Annotated in this window: 21 protein-coding genes and 1 pseudogene; 12 read left to right on the top strand and 10 right to left on the bottom strand. The window is 60.0% G+C overall.

From position 1 onward, the window contains the following. Positions 1-81 precede the first annotated feature (81 nt). The 5 genes from FBY04_RS25125 to FBY04_RS25105 all read left to right on the top strand — a co-directional run bounded on the left by FBY04_RS25125 (position 82) and on the right by FBY04_RS25105 (position 6,635). Positions 82-2,610, top strand: a complete 2,529-nt coding sequence (locus tag FBY04_RS25125) for a TonB-dependent receptor (protein WP_145317698.1) — start codon at positions 82-84, stop codon at positions 2,608-2,610. Positions 2,611-2,677: 67 nt separating this feature from the next. Further along, positions 2,678-4,573 carry a phytase gene (locus tag FBY04_RS25120; protein WP_145317695.1) on the top strand — a complete coding sequence of 632 codons (1,896 nt, stop codon included), beginning with the start codon at positions 2,678-2,680 and terminating at the stop codon, positions 4,571-4,573. Positions 4,574-4,670: 97 nt separating this feature from the next. Next, positions 4,671-5,372: a protein TolQ gene (tolQ, locus tag FBY04_RS25115; protein WP_145317692.1), complete on the top strand. Its 702-nt coding sequence runs from the start codon at positions 4,671-4,673 to the stop codon at positions 5,370-5,372. Positions 5,373-5,385: 13 nt separating this feature from the next. Next, a complete protein-coding gene (gene tolR, locus FBY04_RS25110; RefSeq protein ID WP_145317688.1) occupies positions 5,386-5,832 on the top strand; it encodes a protein TolR in 447 nt (148 codons plus the stop codon). Beyond that, positions 5,829-6,635 carry an energy transducer TonB gene (locus FBY04_RS25105; protein ID WP_145317684.1) on the top strand — a complete coding sequence of 269 codons (807 nt, stop codon included), beginning with the start codon at positions 5,829-5,831 and terminating at the stop codon, positions 6,633-6,635. The genes tolR and FBY04_RS25105 overlap by 4 nt, the downstream gene beginning before the upstream one ends. A 50-nt stretch (positions 6,636-6,685) precedes the next feature. Here FBY04_RS25105 and FBY04_RS25100 read toward each other — a convergent pair whose 3' ends face one another. After that, a complete protein-coding gene (locus FBY04_RS25100; RefSeq protein WP_084323427.1) occupies positions 6,686-7,033 on the bottom strand; it encodes a DUF6124 family protein in 348 nt (115 codons plus the stop codon). Between the two features lie 43 nt (positions 7,034-7,076). Further along, positions 7,077-7,214, bottom strand: coding sequence for an ash family protein (locus FBY04_RS33330; RefSeq protein ID WP_159439527.1), 138 nt, complete (start codon positions 7,212-7,214; stop codon positions 7,077-7,079). A gap of 495 nt (positions 7,215-7,709) precedes the next feature. Between FBY04_RS33330 and FBY04_RS25095 the strand changes: the two are divergent. Then, positions 7,710-7,775: pseudogene (locus FBY04_RS25095) on the top strand (transporter); the annotation flags it as partial. A 246-nt stretch (positions 7,776-8,021) separates the two neighbouring features. Then, a complete protein-coding gene (locus tag FBY04_RS25090) occupies positions 8,022-9,248 on the top strand; it encodes an RtcB family protein (protein ID WP_145317681.1) in 1,227 nt (408 codons plus the stop codon). Positions 9,249-9,342: 94 nt separating this feature from the next. Here the strand turns inward: FBY04_RS25090 and FBY04_RS25085 are convergent, their stop codons facing one another. The 4 genes from FBY04_RS25085 to FBY04_RS25070 form a co-directional block, all read right to left on the bottom strand. Then, entirely contained in the window at positions 9,343-9,756 is a 414-nt protein-coding gene (locus tag FBY04_RS25085) for a VOC family protein (protein WP_084323434.1), read from the bottom strand. Between the two features lie 149 nt (positions 9,757-9,905). Then, entirely contained in the window at positions 9,906-10,517 is a 612-nt protein-coding gene (locus FBY04_RS25080) for a hypothetical protein (protein WP_256667159.1), read from the bottom strand. A gap of 99 nt (positions 10,518-10,616) precedes the next feature. Next, complete coding sequence (locus FBY04_RS25075) at positions 10,617-11,219, bottom strand: TetR/AcrR family transcriptional regulator (RefSeq protein ID WP_145317678.1); 603 nt, start codon at positions 11,217-11,219, stop codon at positions 10,617-10,619. After that, positions 11,206-12,057 carry a 3-hydroxybutyryl-CoA dehydrogenase gene (locus FBY04_RS25070; protein WP_084323436.1) on the bottom strand — a complete coding sequence of 284 codons (852 nt, stop codon included), beginning with the start codon at positions 12,055-12,057 and terminating at the stop codon, positions 11,206-11,208. The genes FBY04_RS25075 and FBY04_RS25070 overlap by 14 nt, the downstream gene beginning before the upstream one ends. 167 nt (positions 12,058-12,224) lie before the next feature. On the opposite strand from FBY04_RS25070, the gene FBY04_RS25065 reads away from it, so the two are divergent. The 3 genes from FBY04_RS25065 to FBY04_RS25055 all read left to right on the top strand — a co-directional run bounded on the left by FBY04_RS25065 (position 12,225) and on the right by FBY04_RS25055 (position 15,997). After that, entirely contained in the window at positions 12,225-13,253 is a 1,029-nt protein-coding gene (locus tag FBY04_RS25065; RefSeq protein ID WP_084323437.1) for an AraC family transcriptional regulator, read from the top strand. Positions 13,254-13,423: 170 nt separating this feature from the next. After that, positions 13,424-14,020, top strand: coding sequence for a DUF6338 family protein (locus tag FBY04_RS25060; RefSeq protein WP_145317765.1), 597 nt, complete (start codon positions 13,424-13,426; stop codon positions 14,018-14,020). A 162-nt stretch (positions 14,021-14,182) separates the two neighbouring features. Then, positions 14,183-15,997: an ABC transporter ATP-binding protein gene (locus tag FBY04_RS25055; RefSeq protein ID WP_084323439.1), complete on the top strand. Its 1,815-nt coding sequence runs from the start codon at positions 14,183-14,185 to the stop codon at positions 15,995-15,997. A gap of 3 nt (positions 15,998-16,000) precedes the next feature. On the opposite strand, the gene FBY04_RS25050 is transcribed toward FBY04_RS25055, so the two are convergent. The 3 genes from FBY04_RS25050 to FBY04_RS25040 all read right to left on the bottom strand — a co-directional run bounded on the left by FBY04_RS25050 (position 16,001) and on the right by FBY04_RS25040 (position 19,360). After that, the gene (locus FBY04_RS25050) at positions 16,001-16,957 is read right to left on the bottom strand and encodes an alpha/beta hydrolase (protein ID WP_145317674.1); all 957 of its coding nucleotides are present in this window, start codon (positions 16,955-16,957) and stop codon (positions 16,001-16,003) included. A 135-nt stretch (positions 16,958-17,092) separates the two neighbouring features. Then, positions 17,093-18,091: an NAD(P)H-quinone oxidoreductase gene (locus FBY04_RS25045; RefSeq protein WP_145317671.1), complete on the bottom strand. Its 999-nt coding sequence runs from the start codon at positions 18,089-18,091 to the stop codon at positions 17,093-17,095. Between the two features lie 57 nt (positions 18,092-18,148). After that, positions 18,149-19,360 carry a YbfB/YjiJ family MFS transporter gene (locus FBY04_RS25040; protein WP_145317669.1) on the bottom strand — a complete coding sequence of 404 codons (1,212 nt, stop codon included), beginning with the start codon at positions 19,358-19,360 and terminating at the stop codon, positions 18,149-18,151. Between the two features lie 112 nt (positions 19,361-19,472). On the opposite strand from FBY04_RS25040, the gene FBY04_RS25035 reads away from it, so the two are divergent. After that, positions 19,473-20,348, top strand: coding sequence for a LysR family transcriptional regulator (locus FBY04_RS25035; protein WP_084323443.1), 876 nt, complete (start codon positions 19,473-19,475; stop codon positions 20,346-20,348). A 105-nt stretch (positions 20,349-20,453) separates the two neighbouring features. On the opposite strand, the gene FBY04_RS25030 is transcribed toward FBY04_RS25035, so the two are convergent. Beyond that, positions 20,454-21,176: a pirin family protein gene (locus tag FBY04_RS25030; RefSeq protein ID WP_084323786.1), complete on the bottom strand. Its 723-nt coding sequence runs from the start codon at positions 21,174-21,176 to the stop codon at positions 20,454-20,456. A gap of 314 nt (positions 21,177-21,490) precedes the next feature. Here FBY04_RS25030 and FBY04_RS25025 point away from each other — a divergent pair, with 314 nt between their 5' ends. Beyond that, complete coding sequence (locus FBY04_RS25025) at positions 21,491-22,441, top strand: GlxA family transcriptional regulator (RefSeq protein WP_145317667.1); 951 nt, start codon at positions 21,491-21,493, stop codon at positions 22,439-22,441. Positions 22,442-22,559 lie beyond the last annotated feature (118 nt).

The raw sequence follows: 22,559 nt of genomic DNA, 5'->3' as shown, positions 1-22,559 counted from the left end.
CCGTCATCCCCCGACCCTAGCTTGCCCTCCCAGTTGCCGGGTCACTTGCCTGGCGTTATCGGACTCTTGGGGGAGTACACCATGTACCAGCGCAGCAGCACCGCCGGGCTCGTCAGCTTTACGCTCACCGCATTGGCCATGGCGATGGCCAGCGAACGCCTGTACGCCGCCGAAACTGCCGCAAACACGGAACACGTCGAAGTGGTGGGGCAGGCGGCAAGCATCGATCAGGCGCTCAAGGAACAGCGCAATTCCGACAGCATCAAGAGCGTGGTGCATGCGGATGGCGTGGCACAGCTGCCGGACGAAAACGTCGCCGAAGCCGTGCAGCGGCTGCCGGGGATCAGTGTCGAGCGCGACCAGGGCGAAGGACGATTTGTCAGCGTGCGCGGCCTCGGGCCGGACCTCAACAGCGTGACCATCAACGGCACGCTCGTACCGTCGCCGGAAAGCGAACGCCGCGCCGTGGCCCTCGATGTGTTGCCCTCGGAGCTGGTGCAGTCGTTGTCGGTGATCAAGACCCTGACCCCGGACATGGACGCCAACTCCCTGGGCGGCACCGTCGACGTGAAAAGCCTCTCGGCATTCGATCACAAAGGCCTGTTCTACACCGGCAGCAGCGAAGCCAGTTATGACAAGAACACCCACCAAACCAGCCCGAAATTTTCCGGCGCCATCAGTGATCGCTTCAGCCTCGGCGACGGCATCGACAACTTCGGTGTGGCCGCCGCATTGAGCTGGCAGAAGCGCGATTTCGGTTCGGACAACGTCGAAACCGGCGGCGCCTGGGATTTCGAGCAAGGCGCCCGACTCGAAGAGTTCGAGCAACGCGACTACGACATCAGCCGCGAACGCGCCGGCGGTGGTCTGAACTTCGACTACAAGCCCGATGACCTCAGCAGCTACTACCTGCGCACGCTCTACAGCCGTTACAAGGACAGCGAAACACGCAACGCCGCCGCCTTCGAATTTGCCGACCCGCAAGCCGCGGGCGAGTTGGGCGACGCCGAAGGCTCGCGCAAACTCAAACAACGCGAAGAGACCCAGGAGATTCAATCCTACGTCCTGGGCGGCGAGCGCATGTTCGGCCTCTGGACCCTCAGTGGCCAGGCCGGCTACAGCCGCTCCGGCGAAGACAGCCCCGGTCACATTGCCAACGCTGCGTTCACCGGTATAGATGACTTTGCCGACAGCGGTTTCTACGACAAGGACAAACCACGGCCGATCATTGGCCAGGCCTTCTACGACCCGGCCAATTTCAGCCTCGACAAGGTCGAGTGGGAAAAGCAGAAAACCACCGACACCGAGAAAAACCTGCGCCTGGACCTGGCCCGGGATTACGACTTCAAAGGCTATGCGTCCCAGGTCAAATTCGGCGGCAAGGTCAGCCGGCGCAACAAGGACAACGACCTCGATGCCTGGGTCTATGAGGATTTCGACGACCTGGGTTTCAGCGATGATCAGCTCAACCTGTCGCACTTCACCAAAGGCACCGTGGACTATCGCCTCGGCCAGTTCGGCCCGGGGATCAGCGGCAGTGCGATCAAGCAGTTGATCGGCGGCCTCAATCAGGCGGACTTCTATGACGAGGTCGAATCGCGGGTCAACGACTTCAAGATCAGCGAAGACATCAACGCCGGCTATCTGATGAACACCATCGATATCGACGACTGGCGCTTCATCGCCGGCCTGCGCTACGAGGGCACCGAGTTCGAAGCCAAAGGCACCGGCGTGACCGATGGCGCGTTCACGTCCACTGACACCAAACGCAAGTATCACCACTGGCTGCCGGGCCTGCATGCGCGCTATCAACTGGACAAGAACACCCAGGTTCGCGCCGCGTGGACCAAATCCGTGGTGCGCCCGACCTTCGGCCAACTGGCGCCAGGGTTTGTCATCGACGATGACGAAGCCACGTTTGGCAACCCGGAACTCAAACCGCTGGAATCGAGCAACCTCGATCTCGGCATCGAGCACTACATGGGCCGCGCCGGCACCGTCTCGGCGTTCGTGTTCTACAAGGACATCAAGAACTTCGTCTACAACACCGATCTGGCTGGCACGGGTGCCTGGGTCGACTTCTCCGAAGCTCACACGTTCGCCAACGGTGACAGCGCCAAGCTCTATGGTCTGGAGCTGGCGTACTCACAGAAATTCGACTGGCTGCCGGCGCCCTGGAACGGCCTGCTGATTGGCGCCAACACCACCTTCAGCCGATCGGATGCCGAGATCAAAGGCTTTGACGCCGCCAGTGGCATCAACCGCAAGCGCAGCATCGATTTGCCCAACCAGTCCGACACGGTCGGCAACCTGATGCTCGGCTGGGAAGACGACAAGCTGAGCCTGCGCCTGTCGGCCAACTACAAGTCTGATTACCTCTTTGAGCTGGCGTCGATCAACGACAAGGCCCACGACCTGCACGTCGATGCCCAGACCTTTATCGATTTCAGTGCCCGTTACTCGCTGACCAAAAACCTGCAAGTCAGCTTCGAAGCGCAGAACCTCACCGACGAGCCATATTTCGTCTACACCGGCCATCGCTCCTATAACGGCCAGTACGAAGAATACGGCCCGACCTACAAGCTCGGCCTGACCTTCACCCACTTCTGAGCCCTGCTTTTTGTAGGAGCCGGCTTGCTGGCGATAGCCGTTACACGATTCCAGGACAAGGACATTCATGAGTATTTCTTTAAAACACTGGCTGGCCGTTTTGATCAGCCTGACCACCAGCCCGTTAATGGCCGCTACCCCAAGCCTGACCCTGACGCCCTGGGCGCCGAATCTGTCAATCGATGCCATGGCGTTTCTGTCCGGCACCGAACGCCTGGCCTCCAGCGAACGCGACGGCTTGCTGCTGTTGAATGCGCAAGGCCAGGAGCTGGCGCGTTTGAAGGGATCGTTCAGTGGCGTGGACAGTCGCGCCACCGGCCGGCAAGTAGTGGTTGCAAGCCTGGACAACAGTCGTCAGCAAGCGTTGTTGGTCAGTCTCGATCCGGACAAGCGCAGTTGGGGTCAGCCGGTGTATCTGCCGACGCGGGATTACCCGGTGAACGGCCTGTGCCTGTATCGCGACGAGGCCAGCAACCTGTTCCTGTTTCTGGTGGGCGAGGAGGGCAAGGGCGAGCAATGGCTGGTGGGTAACGACGCGACGCTCAACGCGCAACCACAACGGGTGCGCGGGTTGCCGCTGCCACCGTCGGCCACGGATTGTCAGGTCGACGACGGCGCCAATCTGTTGGTGGTCAACGAAGAGAATGTCGGTTGGTGGGCGTATCCGGCGCATCCAGAAGCCGATGTCACCCGCACGCCGGTGGACATGCGGGAACCGTTCGGCGAGATCAAAAAAACCGCTGGCGCCATGGCTTTGGTGCCGGGTGGCATCGTAGCGCTGGACCCGAAGTCGGGGCAGTTGCATGTCTATCAACAGCAAGGCGAACGCTGGATCGCTGAAGGCAGTATTGCGCTGCCAGGTTTGAAGGAACCGGAAAACCTCGCCCTGCGCCCGACCGCCAAAGGCCTGCAAATACTCCTGCGCGACGATGACGACGGTCGTTTGTATCAGGGCGAGCTGAACTGGCAGCCGACACCGATACCGTTGGCGCCGGTGCTGCCGAATGTGAAAGCACTCAGCCAGAGCGATCCGGTCGGGCGTCAGGGCGATGCGGCGGATGATCCGGCGATCTGGATTCACCCGCAGCAACCCTCGCTGAGCCGCATACTCGGCACCAATAAAAAGCAGGGGTTGCTGGCGTATGACCTGCAAGGCAAGTTGCTGCAAGAGTTGCCGGTCGGGCGCCTGAATAACGTCGATGTCCGAGCGAATTTCAAACTCGGACAACAGACCGTCGACCTCGCCGTCGCCAGCAACCGCGATCGTAACAGCCTCAGCCTGTTCAGCATCGATCGCCGCAGTGGCGAGCTACGCGAAGCCGGCGAGATCGCCACACCGCTCAGGGAAATCTACGGCATCTGCCTGTTCCAGCCCGCCAGTGGCGAGCTCTACGCCATCGCCAACGGCAAGGACGGCACGTTCCTGCAATACCGTTTGAGCGCACCGAACGGCACCGTGCAAGGTGAGTTGGCGCGTCAGTTCAAGGTCGACAGCCAACCCGAAGGCTGCGTGGCCGACGACCAACGTCAGCGGCTGTTTCTGGGTGAAGAAGATGTCGGCGTCTGGGCGGTGGATGCCCGCGCCGATCAACCGGCGACATTGACCAGCGTCATCAAGGTCGGCCCACAACTGCATGCCGACGTTGAAGGTCTGGCGCTGTATCAAAGTGAGGCTCGCGATTATCTGGTGATCTCAAGCCAGGGCAACGACAGCTACCTGGTGCTGGACGCCGAGCCGCCGTTCGCAGCGCGCGGCGCCTTTCGTGTCGGTCTGAACGCCGTGCTCGGCATCGATGGCGCGTCGGAAACCGACGGGCTGGAAGTCACTTCGGCGAACCTCGGCGGGCCCTGGAGCAAGGGCCTGCTGGTGGTGCAGGACGGCCGTAAACGCATGCCCGAACAGACGCAAAACTTCAAATTCGTGCCTTGGACCGAGGTCACTCAAGCCCTGAAGCTTCCTTGATCCGGGCCAGTCATCAACCTGTCATCCCACTTTCATCCAATAGCCCAACGGCCTTCGCGCATCGACGGCCGGGGAGCACCACACAAGGAGTTTCACCATGCAGGCCACGCTCGAACACATGACGATCTGGGGGCTGATCAGCGACGCCAGTCTGTTGGTCAAGGCGGTCATGCTCACCCTGTTGCTGGCGTCGTTGCTCAGTTGGTACCTGATCATCCAGCGCGGTCGCGTGTTACAGCAGCGCGAGCGGCAGATGAACGCCTTTGTGCAGCGCTTTCGCGGCGCGTCGGATCTGCAGCCGCTGTACCGGGAAACGGCGGGTAGCGAGAGCGGTGTGGAACCGATTTTTCACGCCGGGCTTCAGGAATTCACTCATCTGGATCAACGCGGGGGTAATGCAGCCGAGGTAGTGCTCGAAGGTGTCGAGCGTGCGCTGTATGTGGCGATCAGCGAGCAGGAAGTGCAACTGGAAAAAGGCTTGCAGTTCCTCGCCACGGTCGGCTCGGTCAGCCCTTACATCGGCCTGTTTGGCACGGTATGGGGGATCATGAACTCCTTCCTCGGCTTGTCTCAGGTCCAGCAAGCGACGCTGTCGACCGTGGCGCCCGGCATTGCCGAAGCGTTGATCGCCACGGCCATTGGCTTGTTTGCGGCGATTCCGGCGGTGATTGCCTACAACCGTTTTTCCTCGCGCAGCCAGACGTTGCTCACGCGCTACTACGCCTTCGGTAATGAATTGCAAGTGCGCCTGCATCGCACGCTGCACGGCACGCCGATGAACCTGGCCGTCGCCGCCTGAGAGGAGCGTGAAAATGCTGATCAAACCGCAACGCAAACATGGGCCAAAAGCCGAGATGAACGTGGTGCCGTACATCGACGTGATGTTGGTGCTGCTGGTGATTTTCATGGTCACGGCGCCAATGCTGACCCAAGGCGTAAAGATCGAACTGCCCAAGGTCGCCAGTGAAGCCCTGGCCACTGACGCGCGTCAGCAAATCCTCACGTTGTCGGTGAAAGCCGAGGGTGGCTACTACTGGAATGTCGGCAGCGAGCTCGACACCCAGCATCAGACCGACAGCGCCGTGACCCTCGATGACATGCGCGCGAAGGTCGCGCAAATCGTCACCGAACGGCACGACACACAGGTTTACATCCGCGCCGACAAGGACGCCGGTTATGGCAGCGTCGTCGCGGCCATGGCGGCGCTGCAGCAGGGCGGCGTCAGCAATCTCGGGCTGGTGACCGAGGCCCCGCAATGACGGCAATGATCATGCACAGTCCTTCGATGACGTTGCCGCCCAGTATTCGCAGCGGGTTCTGGCAGAACAGTCTGGCGGCGAGCCTGGCGGTGGCGTTGCACGCGGCCGTCCTCGCGTTGCTGGTGCACGGTTGGTCGCCGGAGAAACCGCGCGTCGAGCCGCCTTCCGTGCTGAGAGCTCAACTGGTGATGTTGCCGCCGGCACTGCAGCCCCTGGCGCCTGAGCCGACACCGGCGTTGGTCGAACCGACACCGCCAGAACCGGCGATTGCTGCGCCCGCCAAACCCGTCGTCGATCCACAGATCCAGGCGCAAAAACTCGAGCAGGCGGCGTTGGCGCGCAAGCGTGTCGAAGACAAAAAACGCGACCTTCAGGCCGAGCAACAACGCCAGCGGCTGGAAACGGAAAAGCGCACCCGCGACGCTGAACGACAGCGTCTCGCCGAACAGCAAGTGCAACAGGCGCAACAAGCCGAACAGGCACGCCTGAACGCGGATCGCGCCCGTCAACAAACGGCACAGGCCGCTGCCAACAGCCGCCAGTATTTGCCCTTGAGCAAGGAAGCACCGGACTACCCGCAACGGGCGCTGGACAAGAACATCGAAGGCGATTGCACCGTGGAATATACGGTCAACCCGCAGGGCAAGGTTGAGAACCCCAAGGTGCTCGACGGCTGTCATCCGCTGTTCATGCGTCCCTCGTTAGCGGCGGCCAACACCTTCCGTTATCAGCCGAAAGTCGTCGACGGCCAGGTGGTTTCGGTGCCGGCGGTGCGCAATACCTTTCATTATCGGATCAAGTGATTCGGTCAGTGGTCGCGACGAGGGAACACGCCCTCGCCACAGGGCGGCGGCTACTCGATCGGATCGAGTTGATCCAGCGCCCGATTCACGTTGAGTTCGCCCAGCATGATCACTTGGGCAATGCCCAGCAGGGTATTGCGACTCGGCCCGAGCGTACGGTCCGCCAGATCCATGGTCATGACATGGGCTGAGGCCAGTGATTCGCACGCGTGTCCCAGCAGGTCTTCGGTGTTGATGTGTGGATCGAGGGTGTACATCGTGCTCGGTGTGCGTGGGGTAGCACGGATGTCGGCGTGGGAGGGGATGCGGTCCGAGGTTTCGTCGGGGTTTTCCGGGTCGAAATTTTCGGAGGGGGATGTCGGATCGGTTTCTGGCGGGTTGGGCGTTACTTTGAACATGGATCGAACTCCTCATATCGTAAAAAAGGAGCCATCAGCCTCGCTACCAAACGAGGGGTGGTGGCCATACGCAGGTTGGTAGACCGGGATATGAGGAAACCGGCGCGCCCGAAGACGCCCTGTGCATGGCCACCATAATGCAGAGAAAAAACGCTGCAAATGATGATGCCGTACACCTCATATATCCGGGCTACCAAACCCGATCACTGTTTTTTCAGCGACCGACCAACGATAGAACCCGGGCCCAAGGCGCACAAGCCGGCGGATTCTGGCGTAACCGTAGGCAATGACGCAAGGCGCTGTAGCTTTCGTGAAGTAACCGGTGAGGCTTTTAAACACGGGCGTGTTTAACAGATCGAATCGATATCCAGCGGGGATCGCCATCGCCAGCAAGCCGGCGCCTACGGGTTTTGTGTATGCCCCCCCAATACCGAACAAACGACGACCTCTGTAGGAGCCGGCTTGCTGGCGATGGCGCCCGCGAGAACGCCATCGCCAGCAAGCCGGCTCCTACAGGTTTTGTGCAAGCCCGCCAATACCGAACACCCCACGACCTCTTGTAGGAGCCGCCAATACCGAACACCCCACAACCTCTGTAGGAGCCTGGCTTGCCAGCGATGGCGCCGGCCAGAACGCCATCGCCAGCAAGCCGGCTCCTACAGGTTTTGTGCAAGCATTGAAGGTGGGGAGCGAGGTGATCGCGTTCGTCAAATCCACCGAGGTCTCGATTGCCAAGCTCTGAGTCGGCCGTCAGGAAAACGACAACCTCTGGATCGAGCGGTCAGGTCGTAGGCTTTTCGCGCAAGCAGATTGGCGGTATTACACCGCGTGGTCGACACGAAAGACCGTTGCAGCGCTGCGGATGGAGAATGTCGAGGCGTTGATCGAGGATCTGCAACGTGGTTTCGCTGCGATACTATGAAGACTCAACAGACGGCTCAGTCTTCAGAACAGCGCCGAATCATCGGCCACTGGAAAGTACCGCATCATGCAAGACCGTACCTATCAACTGCTGGACGTCGCCAACGGCAAACCGATCAAGCTCTGGACCGAAGGCGTTCCGGTGGAAAACGAAGCCAGGCAGCAATTGATCAACACCGCGAAGATGCCGTTCATCTTCAAACACCTGGCGGTGATGCCCGACGTGCACCTGGGCAAGGGCTCGACCATCGGCAGTGTGATTCCTACCGTGGGCGCGATTATCCCGGCCGCCGTCGGGGTGGATATTGGCTGCGGCATGATCGCCGCGCGCACGTCGCTGACCGCTGCTGATTTGCCGGACAACCTGCATGGTTTGCGTTGCGCGATCGAGAAAGCGGTACCCCATGGGCGCACCGTTGGTCGTGGCGTCCGGGACAAAGGTGCGTGGGACAGTGTTCCCAAACAGGCCGAGCATGCCTGGGCTGCCTTGAACCCACGGTTCAAGGCAATCACCGACAAGTACCCGAAACTCGCCAGCACCAATAATCGCGGGCACTTGGGCACATTGGGCAGCGGTAACCACTTCGTTGAGGTGTGCCTGGATGAAGCCAATCGGGTCTGGTTCATGTTGCACAGCGGTTCACGTGGGGTTGGCAACGCCATTGGCAACCTGTTCATTCAACTGGCTCAGGCCGACATGCGCCAGCACATCGCCAATCTGCCGGACCGCGACCTGGCCTATTTCGAAGAAGGCAGCCGGCATTTTGATGATTACGTTGAAGCCGTCGGTTGGGCCCAGGATTTCGCCAGGCAGAACCGTGCGCTGATGATGCAATCGGTGATTCAGGCGACACGGAAAGTGATCAGCAAGCCGTTCGACGTCGCCCTGGAGGCGGTGAACTGCCACCACAATTACGTGCAGAAAGAGCGGCATTTTGGCCAGGATATTCTGGTTACCCGCAAAGGCGCGGTGTCGGCGCAGAAGGGAGAGTTGGGGATCATTCCGGGATCGATGGGCGCGAAAAGTTTCATCGTTCGCGGGCTCGGCAACGAGCAATCGTTCTGCTCCTGTAGCCACGGCGCTGGCCGCACCATGAGCCGAACCAAAGCGAAAAGCCTGTTTACCGTCGAAGATCAGATCCGCGCCACCGCCCACGTCGAGTGCCGCAAGGATGCAGCGGTGATCGATGAAATACCGATGGCCTACAAAGACATCGACCACGTGATGCACGCCCAGCGCGAGCTGGTGGAAGTGCTGCATACCTTGCGTCAGGTGGTGTGCGTGAAGGGATAGGCGCAGCCGTTACCGGTACTTGAACGCGATCTCTCGGTCCGAGCGTTTCCACCACGCCCAACCTTTTCAGGTTGGGCGTTTGCTTGCCTGAATGTCACTGATCCTTTTCGCAATTGACCATCCACGACACGCCAAACCGATCAACCAGCATCCCGAAACGTGCGGCCCAGAAGGTCGCTTCCAGAGGCATTTGCACGCTGCCGTCTTCGGCCAACGCGTTGAAGACACGCTCCGCCTCGGCAATGCTGTCGACATTCAGCGAGACCGAACAACCGGCCATGTCATCCGTGGGGCGATCAGGTGTGGTATCCGACCCCATGATTGCCTGATCGCCCACCGACAGGCGGGTATGAATGATCAGGTTGTGCAGGTCTGCCGGAAAGTGCTCGCGGGCCGGGCTTTCACCGAAGGTCATCATCATGTCGAGCTGGCCTTGCAGGGCTTGGGCATAGAAGGTGAACGCGGCTTTACAGTCGCCGTTGAAGATGAGGTAGGGATTGATTTTCATTGTGTGCTCCCGTTGACAACAGGCGGAGGAAAGTATGCCTGCAGGAGCAAGCACGCTCGCTCCTGCAACGGCATTAGCAAAGCCTTAGAGGTGGTAATTGGCAAAAATCGTTTAGATGTTTTTTCTATTGACGCGGTGCGGGTTATCGCTCAATCCACGATCACCGGGACATCGTCTTCGCCCAGGCAGACCGTCAACTGTTGACCCGCCTTGTTGACGGCACAGTTCGGTAACGATTGTTGTTTGAAGATGGCCATGGGCACGCCGACAAACAAGGTGAGCAGCGCGACTGCGACGGTCATCCGCCCAAGCATTTCGGACCGCGAGGGCGATGTTTTGGAGGCACTGCTTTTGATTCTTGAGCGAGCAAACAGACCGCTGCACAGGAACACCGCGCCGATCAGCATGGCCACACCGATCTGCTGTCGGCTGGTGCTCAAAATCAATTGGTCGGCGTTTGCCGGGTAGTTCAGTTGCCACCAGGCGCCAATGCCCAATGGCAAAAGTCCGGCGCTGATCCAGCCGTAGATCGATCCCGGCAACCGAAACACAACGGCAAGTAGCAGGCCGACGGTGGCAGCGCCCCAGCCGATAAGATAAAGCTGGGTCGCCATGCCGCCCCCCATAAAGGTTCCGCCGACATCAATGGGCGTAATCAGCGACCAGTCGAAGGCGGCGATGTGCAGAATCAGTACGAAGACGGCGATATAGCTCAGGGGGTAGTAGAGCCATGACCAGAGGGTGCGGGGACGGGATAACACACGAATTCCTTTTTGTGTTTGAGGGGGGCGCCATTATGCGGCGTGGGTTCACGCTTTGCATCGGTGGCTCGCTCGATCCACTGAAACCCGGCCGGTTTCTCAGGCCACTGCGCGTGGCACCGTGGGACGCAGCAAACGTTCAATGGCCCCGCCGACCAGGTTTTCCAGCATCTCAACCCGCTCGTGTTCCTCCAGCGTCTGGTGCGCCAGCCAGCTCGGCGCACTGTTGAGCAGGTTGGCGATGGCATGTGCGGCGGCAGGTTGCGCCTGTTCGCTGAGGCGGGCTCTGGTACCGAGCATCAGCAGTAATTTGCGTTCGTACTGTTCGCGTAACTGCCGAACGCGGGCCTGCTGATCATCATTCAGGCAGCCGCTGTCGCGTTCCGCCAGGCGGAAATGCCAGGGCATTTCCTGATGCAGGTTCAGGTGTGCGCGTATCAGGTTTTGCAACTTGTCGCGCTTCGCTGAAGTTTTTTGATCGATACGCCCAAGCGTCGACAACAGTTCTTCATAGAACTCTTCGATCAGGTCGAGCAGCAAGTGCTGCTTGCTGGGGTAATGGTGATACAACGAACCCGGGGCGAGCCCCAGGCACGTCGCGAGCTCACGCATGCCGACCTGCCCGAACCCCTTGCTGGCAAACAGCTCCAGCACCTTGTCCCGGTACTCGGCGAAACGTGAGCAACGCTCAGGCATAGGCATGGAAGCCACGCCCCGTTTTGCGTCCCAGGTAGCCGGCGGCGACCATTTCCTTGAGCAGTGGCGCGGGGCGATATTTGCTGTCGTTGAAACCGTCGTAGAAGGCTTCGAGAATCGCCAGCACGGTGTCCAGGCCGATCAGGTCCGCCAGCGCCAGCGGGCCGATCGGCTGATTGCAACCCAGGCGCATGCCGGCGTCGATGTCATCGGCACTGGCCAGGCCTTCCTGAAACACCAGGATCGCTTCGTTGATCATCGGCACCAGAATCCGGTTGACCACAAAACCCGGACGGTTACCGGCGGTGATCGCGGTTTTGCCCAGGGTCGTGGCCATGTCCAGCGCCAGCGCGTGTGTTGCGTCACTGGTTTGCAGGCCACGAATCACTTCGATAAGACCCATCACCGGCACCGGGTTGAAGAAATGCAGGCCGATGAAACGCTCAGGCTCGCTGACGCTGGCGGCGAGCTGGGTGATGGACAGCGACGACGTGTTGGAGGCAATCACACACTCGGTGCTGACCTGCGCGGCAATCTGTTGCAGCACTCGCAGTTTCAGGTCGAGGTTTTCGGTGGCGGCCTCGATGACCAGTTGCGCGTTTTGCAGGCTGCTGTAATCGGTGCTGGTGCGAATCTTGTCGAGGGCGGCGAGCTTTTGCTCCTGGGTCAGCGTGTCCTTGCTGACCTGCCTGTCGAGGTTTTTACTGACGGTAGCGAGTGCCTTTTGCAAAGCGCTCTCGGAGATGTCGATCAAGGTCACATTGAAGCCAGCCAGGGCACAGACTTGCGCGATGCCGTTGCCCATGGTGCCGGCGCCGATCACGCCAATGTTTTGCAGATTCATGTACACGTCCTTCCGGTCAAACCCTGCGATACCTTGGCCGAGGCAACGGCCGAAGGCGTACTATTGGTCGCGAGTCTAGAACCGGCGGGACGGTTGTCCTATGCCGAAACTGTTCAACGGTGCTGGTGTTTTTTGCCATTCGGGTGATTGGGGAGCGAAGCGTTCAGATGCGGGAAAAGGACTCGGTAGCCGCCTACTTCGTGCAGGCGATGATCCATGGGCTGGGGGACAATCCGCAGCGACAGCGGGCTGCGCTGGAACAGGCAGGTATCGACCCGGCGTTGATCGAGCAGCCCGTGGCGCGGGTGCCGGCCAGTGCGTTTGCCGCACTCTGGCTGATCCAGATCCGCGAGCTCGACGACGAATTCTTCGGGCTCGACTCCCACGGCATGCCGCCGGGCAGCTTCGCGCTGATTTGCCGCGCCTTGATTCAGGAGCCCGATCTGCACAAAGCCATGCGCCAGTGCCTGAGCAACTTTTCGCTGTTCCTTCGTGACTTTCGCGGCACGCTGACGGTACGTGGCAAACGTGCGGTCATCAGCCTGGATACCTGTGCGCAAAACGATGACGTTGCGCGTTTGGGCGAAGAGACGTTTCTGGTGCTGATGATCAGCCTGCTGTGCTGGCTGGGCGGGCGGCGCATCCCCATCGACCGTGCGGATTTTCGTCATGCGCGCGTGGCCCTCAGCGACGACCGTTTGCTCTGGGGTCCCAACCTGACCTTCGGCGCCGAGCGCACCGAAATCGAATTCGCCAGCCATTACCTGCGTTTGCCGGTGGTTCAGGACCTCGCCTCGCTGAAAGTGTTTCTGCGCACTGCACCGCAATGGCTGGTGATTCGCTTCCGCAACCAGCATGGCCTGGCGTCGCAGGTCCATCAGCGTTTGCGCAACAGTCATTACAGCCAGTGGCCGACCTTGCAGGCATTTGCCCTGGAACAACACCTCAGTCCCAGCACCTTTCGCCGCAAGCTGGAGCGGGAAGGGTGTTCCTATCAAGAGATCAAGGACGAAGTGCGTCGCGGCGTTGCGTTTGAACAGTTGCGTCAGAGCAAGGCCAGCATTGGTGACATTGCCGAGCAACTGGGTTTTCAGGAACCAAGTGCGTTTCATCGGGCGTTCAAAAAGTGGACGGGGGAGAGTCCGGGTCGGTATCGGGCGCGGTTTCAGGAACACATGACGTCGGATCCGGATTGAGTTTTTGTCCAGTTTTTCTTTGTTAAATGTAGGAGGATTTTCCGCTTGTAGTCCCGCTTGTAGTCCCGAAATCTCTTGTGACGACCGCACTTAAGCAATGGATGACACAGGCCGTAGAGGTGCTGTATTCATTTGCTCCGGGTCGATTTTTTCAATGGATTGGAAATGGCATGGATAGCTTGGTCAAGGAAGTCATTCCGTTACTGCAGTATTTGCTTCCCGGCTTTTTAGCCGCCTGGATTTTCTACTCGCTCACGGCGTTCAAACGGCCGGACACCTTTGGACAGATAGTCCAGGCGCTGATTTTCACGTTTGTGATTCAGTCACTGGTTGTCGGTTTGGAGGCGATGCTGCTTTTAACGGGGGAACACGTTTTTTCAATTGGCGCCTGGGACAAGAAATCGGAGGCATTATGGTCAGCGGTGATTGCGGTGCTGATGGGATTTCTTTCGTGCCACGTCGCAAACAGCGACAAGCTTCATGCGTTACTCAGGAGGCTGAAAGTCACCACCAAAAATTCGTTCCCCTGCGAGTGGTACAGTGCTTTTTTATCGAGACAGGGATTCGTAATACTGCATTTGACCGGAGGGAAGCGTCTGTTTGGCTGGCCAAGCGAATGGCCATCGGAGCCTGCCCACGGACAGTTTGTTCTCGAGTTTCCTCGCTGGATTGATAACCACGACAATCCGTTACCTGTCAGGGCCAAGGTTATTGTTATTGATGCTTCAAAAGTGCAGTGGGTCGAATTCGCAAAAACAATAGGGTGATCAAATGACATGCAAAATGCCTACAGAAATGCCGCCTGAGCTGAGGCGGTTAATGGAGGAATGGGAAAATGGTGGTCCTCCTCCCCCCGGACTGGTGATTCCAACCGGCCCTCCACCTTCAAGAAGAGAGTTTCAGAAACCGCGCAAGCGCAGCAGATAAACATGCCTGCGAGCCTTTCCCGAGTCACCTCATTGCTCGACCAGGCCAGACGCGCCTTGCTCCTTGTCTGGGGAACCTCTCGCGGGTTGTTTCTGGGCCTGGTGCTTGCAACCCTGATCGCTGGCATGCTCCCGGCGCTGGCCGCCTGGCTGGGCCAGCGCATCGTCGATGCCGTGGTGTTCGCCATGCAGTTGCATGCGCAGCAGGGCAGTGCGCCGTTATGGCCTGTGGTGCGTTACGTGCTGTTTGAAGCCGGTGTGCTTGCTTTGCTTTCCGGGACTCAGCGGGCGCTGTCGGTGCAGCAGTCGCTGTTGCGGGTGCAGTTGGGGCAGAAGGTCAACACGATGATTCTGGAGAAAGCCCAGACGTTGTCGTTGGTGCAGTTCGAAAATTCGGAATTTTACGACAAGCTGGTTCGGGTGCGGCGCGAGGCGTCGACCCGACCGTTGGCACTGGTGATGAAGTCGCTGGGGCTGATCCAGAATCTGATCGTGCTGATCAGCTTCGGTGTGTTGCTGGTGCATTTTTCGCCGTGGGCGCTGGTGCTGTTGGTGGTCGGCGCACTGCCGGTATTTTTTGCCGAGGCGCATTTCTCCGGTGACGCCTTCAGGCTGTTCACCCGCCGTGCGCCAGAGAGCCGGCAGCAGAACTACATCGAGACGCTGCTCTCCCACGAGGCTTATATCAAAGAGGTCAAGCTGTTCGGTTTCGCGCCGCTGCTGTTGAAGCGGTATCGCGAGACGTTCGCGCGACTCTACGCCGAGGACCGCCGGTTGACCTTGCGACGGGATGGCTGGGGTTTTGTGCTGGGGTTGCTGGGCACGGGGGCGTTTTACCTGGCCTACGCGTGGGTGGTGGTCGACACCGTTCACGGCAGTATCACCCTCGGCCAGATGACCATGTACCTGGTGCTGTTCAAGCAAGGTCAGACGGCGGTGAGCAGCAGCTTGAGTGCCATCAGCGGTCTTTACGAGGATGGCCTGTACCTGTCGAGTCTTTATGAATACCTGGCTGAACCCGTCGTCGCGGATACCGGGCATCTCACCGAGGGGGCGCTGCCCGGCGATGGTTTGCGGTTCGAGAACGTCGGGTTCTGCTATCCGGGGGCGAGCCGCGCGGCGCTGGAAGGCATCGATCTGCACCTCGTGCCGGGGCACAGTGTGGCGCTGGTGGGGGAGAACGGTTCAGGCAAGACCACGCTGATCAAGTTGCTGACCCGTCTCTACCGTCCCGATCAGGGCCGCATTCTATTGGACGGCAGCGATTTGCAGGTGTGGGAAGAAGGCGCACTGCGTCGGCGTATCGGTGTGATTTTTCAGGATTACATCCGTTACCAGTTCTCCGTGGGCGAGAACATTGGTGTCGGTGATACGTTGGCGTTCAACGATGAACAACGTTGGCAGGCCGCCGCCGCCGAGGGCATGGCCGCGCCTTTCATCGAGCGTCTGGATCGCGGCTATGCCACGCAATTGGGCCGCTGGTTTGCCGGCGGGCAGGAGCTGTCCGGCGGGCAATGGCAGAAGATCGCCTTGTCCCGGGCTTATATGCGCCGTGATGCCGACATACTGATTCTGGATGAGCCGACTTCAGCCCTCGACCCGGCGGCGGAAGCGGCGGTGTTCGAGCATTTCAGCGAGCACACCGAAGGTCGCATGACGCTGCTGATTTCCCACCGGTTTTCCAGCGTGCGCAATGCCGACCACATCATCGTGCTGGATCAGGGCGCAATCCTTGAGCGCGGCGACCACGACAGTCTGGTGGCGGCGGGCGGGCGTTATGCGCAGTTGTTCAACCTGCAGGCGCAAGGTTATCGATAGCCGTCAGGAGTCCTGGGTACCGCGAATCAATGCCGGCCCGGCCATCTGCGGCGGTTTTGCCTTCATCAAGCCTTCAAGTGCCTGGCGATACTGGGCGCCGCCCAGGCTCATGCTGTTGTTGTGCGTACCACCCGGCACCAGCAGCAGGCGTTTGGGTTCGCTGGCGGCATTGAACAACTGCTGGCTGAATCGCGAGGGCATGAACGCGTCGGCCAGGCCATGGACCACCAGCAGTGGCATATCGATGTCGACGATCTTGTCGATGGAATCGAATTTCTGCGACAGCAACCAGCGTACGGGCAGCCATTTCACCGGCAGATTACTTTCGGCCACCTGCGCAACGGCATCGCCCAGCGAAGTGAAGGTGGACTCGATGACCAGACCGCGCACCGGAACGACGACGTGGTCTTTTTTGGCCTGTGCGGCCAGTTCAGCCGCCAGGTCGATGGCCACGGCGCCGCCGAGGGAATGGCCGTAGATCAGGCGTTTGCTGGCGTCGGGTTGCATCGTCTTGAAACGTTCCCAGGCGGCCCGGGCGTCTTCATACACGCTGGTTTCCGATGGCAGATCACCTTTGCTTTGACCAAAACCGCGGTAGTCGATGGCCAGCACTGAGTAACCCATGGCGCGCAATTGCTCGATGCGGAATGCCTGACCTGTCAGATTCCAGCGCACGCCATGCAGATAGAGAATAGATGGTGCATCACGACGGGCGGCGGGCCACCACCAGGCATGCAGGTTTTGCCCGCCTTTGAAGCTGGCAGACTTGATGTCGAATTCCTGGACATCCTTCGGCAAGCCGCGATACCAGCCGGCGATGCCAGGCTCGATACGAAACAGCAGCTCGCGCTCGGTGTGCTCAAGCACTCCGCAACTCACCGGCAGACCGACAACCAGCAGGGCCATGCACAGCAAGGGCAGCCAGCGGCGGCGCAGACGTGTGAGCAGGGAGGAGGGCATTGGGTGGTCCATCGGTAAAAACTGAAGTTCGGTTTTTAACAGATGCGCCCCGGCGACGGGAACATTTTCGACAATCGTTCACCCATCCCTTTGTAGGAGCAGAGCAAGCTCTGCTCCTACAAAGGGGCGGTGTTGTTAATCCACTCGCAGCACAATCTTGCCAATATGATCGCCACCTTCCATCCGCGCATGAGCCTGCGCCGCATCGGCCAGCGGATAGACCTTGTCGATCATCGGCAGACACCGCCCGGCAGCCAATACCGGCCAGACGTACTCGCGCAGTTGCTCGGCGATCGAAGCTTTTTCTTCGCGGGTTCGCGAGCGCATCAGTGAGCCGGTGATCGTCGCGCGTTTGCTCATGATCGCCATCAGGTCGACGTCTTTGGCGTGAGCACCGCCGAGAAAGCCCAGCATCACCAGTCGACCCTCCATACCCAGCGCCGCGATGTTCGCATTCAGGTACGAGCCGCCCATGATGTCGAGAATCACATTGACGCCCTTGCCAGCGGTTTTTTCCTGAATCACCTGGACGAAATCCTGATCGCGGTAGTTGATCGCCTCCGCGCCCAACGTGCGGATCGCCGCGCACTTTTCTTCATTGCCTGCCGTGGCGAATGCCTTGACGCCGAACTCGCGACACAACATCAGGGCCGTCGTGCCGATACCGCTGGTGCCGCCGTGAATCAATGCCCGCTGGCCTTTGCTGGCGCCACCCATGTCGAACAGGTTCGCCCACACCGTGAAGAACGTTTCCGGGACCGCCGCCGCTTGCACCCAATCCATGCCTTGAGGAATCGGCAGTGTCTGGCTGGCGGGTGCGACGCAGTATTGTGCGTAGCCGCCGCCGTTGGTCAGTGCGCAGACGTTGTCGCCGACGATGAATTCGCTCACGTCTTTACCGACCGCGACCACTTCGCCCGCCACTTCCAGGCCAGGGATCGGGCTCATGCCGGGTTTCATCGGGTACTTTCCCGCCCGTTGAATCACGTCGGGGCGATTGACCCCGGCGGCGTGCACGCGAATCAGCACCTCGCCCACACCGGGGGTGGGGACGGCTTCCTGGCGCGGCTTCAACACCTCAGGGCCGCCGGGTTCGGTGATTTCGATCAGGGTCATGGTGGAGGGCAGATTCATGGGAGCGTCCTGTCTGGAAGGTGTTCAGTAAGTTGACCACATCAAGGTGGCAGTGACTCAGTTCAATACCGGTTGCAGCCGATCATGACGGTTCAGCAGGCGCATGGCAGGTTCCAGCAGCAGCGCCACGACAATGGCTCCCGCCGCGATGATGAACAACAACCCGTGATGCCCGCCGCTGGCGTTGAACAAGGCCGAATAGGCAAACCCGGCAATCGCCTGGAATGTGGCGAACGACACGGTGGCGCGACTCCAGGCCATTTGCTGCCGGTGATGCTGCGGGATCAGTTCGTGAACCCGGGCCAGTGCCAGCGGCACGATGCCCGGCGGGAACGAGCCGAGGATCACTGCCAGCAAGGCCAGCGCGGTGAATGAGCTGGAAATCGACAGCAGACCCACGGCAAGCGCCTGTACCACCAGCACCAGGCGAATGCTCAACCGTGCGCCCAGTTTGTCGGCCAGGAAACCGTAGCTCACCGGACCGATAATCGCGCCGAGACCGTACATCACCCAGATCAGCGCACCCACATGCGACCCGGCACCGAGCCCGCGGGCGACGTAATCCACCAGGAACACCATGGCGGGCACGAGGCCGGCCGCCATGAACGCGTACTGGGCAAACAACAGATAAACCTGCGGATCGGTCGGCACACTGGCTTCGTTACCTGACGGCGTGACAGTTGCCGGGTGCGCGGCCAACGGCCAACCGAACCAGCTGGCGGCGGTCAGTACCAGCGCCAGCAAACCGAGCCCGAACCAGGTGTTCTGCAAACCCAGGCTCAGCAGCGGCGGAACAATCGTGCCCGATCCGGCAATGCCCAAACCGATGCCCAGAAAAATCGCACCGCTGGCCAAACCCCGGCGGGCGACCGGCACATGCGGCAGCACGGTCGCGGCGACCAGCACCATGATCGCGCCGCCGGCGATGCCCGACAGCAGGCGCCAGCCGAAGAACCAGCTCACCGACAGCGGAAAGCCACAGGCGAAAAACGACAGCGTCACCGCCAGCATCATCAGGCGCAGCGCGCTTTTGTTGGAGGTGCGGCGGGCCAGCGGATGGCCGATCAGTGCACCGATCAGGTAACCGACCAGATTGGCGGCGCCGAGGTACATCACGTCGCTGGCGGAAAACCAGTGCGCCTGGATCAACGAGGGAATCAACGGTGTGTAGGCAAACCGCGCCAGGCCGATGCTGACCAGGCTGGCGCAGAGTCCGGCGAAGATCGGCAGCCATATCGCGCTGCGCGGGGTGGTTGATGTGCTGAGCATGGGGGCTGTCCTGTTGGTTTATCTATGGCGCCCAGCTTATTCCTGTTTTCTGATTCAATAACGCAGCGAGTTTGCGCTATCGTGATGCATATATGCATCAGTGGAGAGCCGTATGAATTGGGATGACGCACGGGTATTTCTGGCGGTTTGCCGGGAATCGACGCTACGCGGCGCAGCGCGGGTTCTGGGTGTCGATCAGGCCACCGTCGGCCGGCGAATCACGGCACTGGAAAAGTCCTTGAGTGCGACGCTGTTTCTGCGCACCTCCGAGGGGTACGCGTTGACCGCCGTTGGCGAAGCCGCATTGAAAGCCGTGGAAAAAATGGAGCATTCGGCGCTGGAACTGGAGCGCCGGATTCAAGGGCTTGATGATCGACTGACGGGTACCGTTCGGGTCAGCACCACCGACTCCATGGCCATCGACTTCCTGATCCCGGCCATTGCTCGCTTGCACGAGCAGCACCCTGACGTGCGCGTGCAACTGGACGCATCGACGCAAATGATCAGCCTGTCGAAACGCGAAGCCGACATCGCCGTGCGCAATACCCGACCGGACAACCCGGACCTGATCGCCCGGCGCATCGCGCGTTGGCCGGTGGGCCTGTTTGCATCGCAAGACTATGTGGACGCCCACGGCGTGCCCGCGCCGGGTTCGTTGTTCGAAGGACATGACCTGGTGGTGTATCAGCCGTATTTGCAGGGCAACAAGGAGATGACGCTGGTTTCGGAACCGCTGGGGCGCGGGCGCATCGTATCGAGCCTGAGTTCGGGGCTGCTTGTGCGTCGGGCCATTGCCGCGGGGATCGGGCTGGGGGAAATTCCGGTGTACATGGGGGAGAGGGACGGGCTGGTCAGGTTGTGGCCGGAGCGCACGCGACCGGTGCCGTATGACGTGTGGCTGGTGACCCATGAGGACTTGCGGCATACCGCCAGGGTTCGTGCGGTCATCGATGAAATTGTCGCGGTGTTTTCGGGGACTGGCGAGTAAAGCCTGAAAGATCGCCACCTCGCTGCGCTCGACAGCTCCTACAGGATTTGCGTGTACCTGTAGGAGCTGTGGAGCGCAGCGAGGTGGCGATTTCTTCACGCAGGATTACGGCATTTCAGGCAGTTCCTGGGGACGCAGGTCAAACACCAGCACTTCGGCATCAACACCATTACTCAAGCTCAACAGCCGTTCATCCCGAACCCGCACGCCATCGCCTTCCTGTAATTGCATGCCGTTGAGTTCGACACTGCCGCGAGCCACATGCACATAGGCATAGCGATTGGCGGCCAGTTCCAGGGTGGCGGATTCCTTGCCGTCGATCAGCCCGGCATACACCCGTGCATCCTGGCGCACCTTCAGTGAGCCGTTTTTCCCCTCGGGGGAGATGATCAGTTGCAGCCGGCCGCGTTTTTTCTGCGTGCTGAAATGCTCTTGCTGATAGCGCGGTTTGGCGCCGCTGACGTCCGGCACAATCCAGATTTGCAGGAAGTGCACGCCGCGGGTGGCCGAGTGGTTGTACTCGCTGTGCGCCACGCCGCTGCCGGCGCTCATCAATTGCACGTCACCGGGGCGGATCACCGAACCGGTGCCCAGGGTGTCCTTGTGTTCCAGGGCACCTTCGAGCACATAGGAGAAAATCTCCATGTCGCGGTGCGGGTGCTGGCCAAAGCCTTTGCCGGCGGCGACACGGTCATCGTTGATCACCAGCAGGTCGGAAAAACCCTGCTCTTTCGGGTTGCGGTAGTTGGCGAAGGAAAAGGTATGGAACGACTTCAACCAACCGTGATTGGCCGCGCCGCGATCGGAAGCTTTGCGAAGGGTCAGCATGATGAAATCTCCTGTTGGGACGTTGATTCGTCCGAGTGAGGAGAAGGTTAATGTTTATCGGTTGGTGCAATAAGTAGATGAAAATTGAAATACTGTCTCTATCAGGTTGACAATAATGAGCAGGCTGTTCCCGTTCCATTTGTCCATAATGCACAGCACGCCGAGCGCGTTCTCTGTAGGAGCCGGCTTGCTGGCGATAGCTGTGTATCAGCCGATATTGTTGGCAACTGACACTCTGCTATCGCCAGCTAGCCGGCTCCTACAGGGTTGTTGGTTAGCCAGTAATTCTTTTTTGATCTCAGTGATTTTGAACCATGAAAACCGTAGCAATGGTGCTGTTCCCCGACTTTCTCCTGCTCGACATGGCCGGGCCGATGGAGGTGTTTTCCATCGCCAATCGCTACCTGGCTCCGACGGAGCGCTATGAGTTGTCGACCATCGGCACCGAACACGGGGCATTGCGTGCGTCCAACGGCGTCAGCGTTCACCCCGACGTGCACATCGATCAGGCGGATCAAGCGTATGACCTGTTGCTGGTGCCCGGCGGTCCCGGTGCCTACAGCGAAAAGCACCCGCCGTTACTCGACTGGCTGCAAAGTGCCGTCAGCCGCGCAGGCGGTTATGGCTCGATTTGCACCGGTGCATTTGTGCTTGGGCACGCCGGTCTGCTCGACGGTTATCGCGTTACCACCCACTGGCATTACACCGAACGGCTGATCAAGGCCTTCCCCAAGGCGACGGTGGAGACCGATAAGATTTACGTGCAGGACCGCAACCTCATTACCTCCGGCGGCGTCACGGCCGGTATCGACCTCGCGTTGTCAGTCGTCGCCGAAGACCACGGCAAGAAAGTCGCCCAGGATGTGGCCAAGGTGTTACTGGTGGTGATGAAGCGCCAGGGCAGTCAGGCGCAATTCAGTCCGTTGATGGCCGCTGTTGCGCCCCATGAAACGCCGGTGACCCGAGTGCAGAACTACATGCTTGAGCATCTGGATGAGGCATTCAGTATCGAACGCATGGCGGGCCTGGCCACCATGAGTCCGCGTCATTTCGCCAGGGTGTTTGCCCGCGAAGTGAAGATGACCCCGATGGAGTTTCTACAAAGCGCCCGCATCGATTGCGCCAGGAATCTCTTGGAAACCACGGACTTGCCGCTCAAGACCGTGGCGTTCAAAAGTGGCTTCGGCAGTGTGCGGCACATGCGGTTTTTGTTCAGTGAAAAGCTTGGGTTGACGCCGACCCTGTACCGGGAACAGTCAAGCTAGAGCCTTCTTGTCCGTCTTGCGCACCGTGATGGCCGTGACGCTCCCATCGTTTCAGTTGTACCGTAACCGAGGCCTGCCAAGATACCGTTGAACTCTTTGCAATGGAGGTGCGCGAGCC

Source organism: Pseudomonas sp. SJZ080 (assembly GCF_007828295.1).
Classification (GTDB): domain Bacteria; phylum Pseudomonadota; class Gammaproteobacteria; order Pseudomonadales; family Pseudomonadaceae; genus Aquipseudomonas; species Aquipseudomonas migulae_A.
This window is presented reverse-complemented; position numbering and strand designations above follow the sequence as displayed.